This window comes from Kurthia populi (assembly GCF_042686175.1).
Lineage (GTDB): Bacteria > Bacillota > Bacilli > Bacillales_A > Planococcaceae > Kurthia > Kurthia populi.
The window spans coordinates 1-2,918 of record NZ_JBHUOR010000074.1 but is presented as its reverse complement, the minus strand read 5'-3'; the positions used below and the strand labels follow the sequence as shown (position 1 = coordinate 2,918).

General features: G+C 34.8%; 2 protein-coding genes and 1 riboswitch. Of the genes, one reads left to right on the top strand and one right to left on the bottom strand.

Going from position 1 to position 2,918, the window contains the following annotated elements:
• Positions 1-485: 485 nt before the first annotated feature.
• A complete protein-coding gene (locus tag ACFSY7_RS10515; RefSeq protein ID WP_126989596.1) occupies positions 486-1,796 on the bottom strand; it encodes an NCS2 family permease in 1,311 nt (436 codons plus the stop codon).
• A 100-nt stretch (positions 1,797-1,896) separates the two neighbouring features.
• Positions 1,897-1,998, bottom strand: a riboswitch (purine riboswitch).
• A 183-nt stretch (positions 1,999-2,181) separates the two neighbouring features.
• On the opposite strand from ACFSY7_RS10515, the gene ACFSY7_RS10510 reads away from it, so the two are divergent.
• The gene (locus ACFSY7_RS10510) at positions 2,182-2,805 is read left to right on the top strand and encodes a pentapeptide repeat-containing protein (RefSeq protein ID WP_139996192.1); all 624 of its coding nucleotides are present in this window, start codon (positions 2,182-2,184) and stop codon (positions 2,803-2,805) included.
• Positions 2,806-2,918 lie beyond the last annotated feature (113 nt).

The following is a 2,918-nucleotide window of genomic DNA, read 5'->3' as shown; positions in this document are numbered from 1 at the left end:
TTTTCGATTCAATTGAACCGAATTTATTGTGATTACATCTTGCTTGTTCAGTTTTCAAGGTTCATTTCGTTTGCCGTTATCTTAACGACTTACTTATTATATCATCATAACTTCTAGGAAGTCAACAACTTTTTTAAAAAAGTTTTTTTATGATGTTTTGTTGTTTTCACAACTTTTATATAATAACAATTGTTTCAAGGCTTGTCAAACATTTTTTATAATGTTGTTTGCCAATCAACGTTTATAACTATACATCTCGTTTTATAGACTGTCAACAATGTTTCGTCCAGATTATTACTTCTCTATCTAATATAATGATTTGTTCACTACATCACAAACTTCATTATCTATTTCAACTTTTTTTCTTCTATAATTAATAAATTTAAAACATCAGCTATTTCAGCGATTTTTCTATAAAAAAAGTAGGAGGCATTGTACAACGCCTCCTACTTTTATAATAATTCACGTATTGTTTCTTCTATATATTATCGAACCCAGATAAAGTACGCTAAGAAGACAAAGAACATAACATACATTAATGGATGTACTTCTTTACGACGACCAGCTAAGATCATCGTAATTGGATAGAAGATAAAACCGACCGCGATACCCGTTGCGATACTGTAGCCCATCGGCATCATAAATACGGTTAAGAATGCTGGAACAGCGATTTCAAAGTCATTCCATTCAATTAAGCGTAATGACGATACCATTAGTACTCCAACCATTACTAATGCTGGTGCTGTTACTGCTCCAGTTAAAACATCTAGTAACGGGAAGAAGAATAGCGATAAAGCGAATAAAATGGCAACGATAACAGATGAGAAACCTGAACGAGCACCAGCTGCTACACCTGAAGTTGATTCAACATAAGCTGTTGTTGTTGATGTACCGAAAAGTGAACCAATTGTTGTACCAAGTGCATCAGCCATTAATGCACGACCTGCGCGAGGCATTGTACCATCTTTACGAATTAAACCAGCTTTATCGGCTACAGCCATTAATGTACCTGCTGTATCAAAGAAATCAACGAATAAGAATGTTAATACGACAATTAAGAATTGTGTATTTAATAATGAGCCGAAATCATGAATGATTGGATCAAGTGCAACACCAAATGTAGATGATACGCTTGGTACTGCTGAAACGATTGATTCTGGTGTTTTAACTACACCCGTAACCATACCAACAATTGCTGTAATGACGATTGTGAAGAAAATTCCGCCACTAACTTTTTTCGTTAAGAAAATGACCGCTAAGAAAATTCCGAAGATTGCTAATAGAACACTGCCTTGTGAAAGGTCGCCTAATGTAATAAAAGTTGATTCACTTGCAACGATAATTCCTGCGCCTTTTAAACCAACAAACGTAATGAATAAACCGATACCTGCTGATACCGCATATTTTAATTGCTGTGGAATAGCATTAATAATTGTTTCACGAATACCTGTTAATGATAAAAGAATAAAAATAACACCTGAGAAGAATACACCTGTTAAACCAGTTTGCCATGGAATACCATATGTTAATACAACGGTATAAGCAAAGAATGCATTTAATCCCATACCTGGTGCGAGTGCGATTGGGAATTTTGCGATAACACCCATAATTAATGAACCAACGATAGCTGCAAGAGCAGTTGCTACGAATACAGCGCCTTTATCCATTCCTGCATCTGCTAAAATTAGAGGGTTTACCGCTAAAATGTAGGCCATTGCTAGGAATGTTGTGACACCCCCAATGATTTCTCGGCTATAAGTAGTACCGAGCTCATCAAATAGGAAATACTTTTTCATGATACTTAATTCCTCCGATGTCGTCTTTTGAAAAAAAGAAAGAGGTATACGACGATTTTGTCATATACCTCAACGATTTCTGCTACTGCAGAGAGAAGAAACACATTGTTTCTTCAATCGTAGTCAAATCATTTACGGTGATTTGGTAGAAACTTTCGAGCCTTATTCTCGATTTTATACGACGACGTTATTTAATTACAGTGATAATATAACACGACTCCCATCACCTTTCAAGCTATTTTACGAACATTTATTATATTTTAAACACTATAGTTCGTGAATCAATTGAGTTTTTCAGATCAAAGCACTTAAAAGGATTATTCCTTGCAATTTTACATAAAAAAAGTGTTAACTGAAGAAAACCACTTACGAGGAGGATACTAAAATGCCTTATATTGCACCCGCTGAAAGATATCAACAGCTCATTTCTGAAAAACGTGTATGGCTAAGTGACATCACACAGCCTACTCACTTTGTTGAATGTGTCATCATGTGGGATGATTCTACAAATCAACTGCATGATGTTTGTTTCGAGAATTGTCGCTTTCAAGAGTGTGATTTTTCTAATTTTGAATTACTAGATGTCGTATTTAAAAAGTGTGATTTATCCAATGTTTTATTCCACGATGCTATTTTATATCGCACGGAATTTTATCAAGGGAAATTACTTGGTACGGAATTTCTACAAACAACCATGAAGCATGTTGGATTTTTTGACTCTGTTATTAACTATGGCCAATTCTCTGAAAGTCAATTTAAAGAATGTCAGTTTAAAAAATGCGAATTAAAAGAGACCCTCTTCCGATATGTGACACTAAATGATGTACTTTTCGACTACTGTGAATTACATGATAGTGATTTTACTGAAACATCGTTTAAAGGAATCGACTTATCCACTTGTGAGTTCGATACAATCCAAATTGATGCAAATGCTTTAAAGGGCTTAACGATTCGCTTTGACCAAGCTGCAAGTTTACTCCCTCCACTCGGCGTTACAATTAAATATTAAAACATAACAAAAGAAGAGGCTGGGACAAAACCCTAGCTAAAGAAAGGACTTCGGCAAATGAAGATGCCGAAGTCCTTTTTATCTGTAATTTTTTTGTTTTTGTATAGAATAAA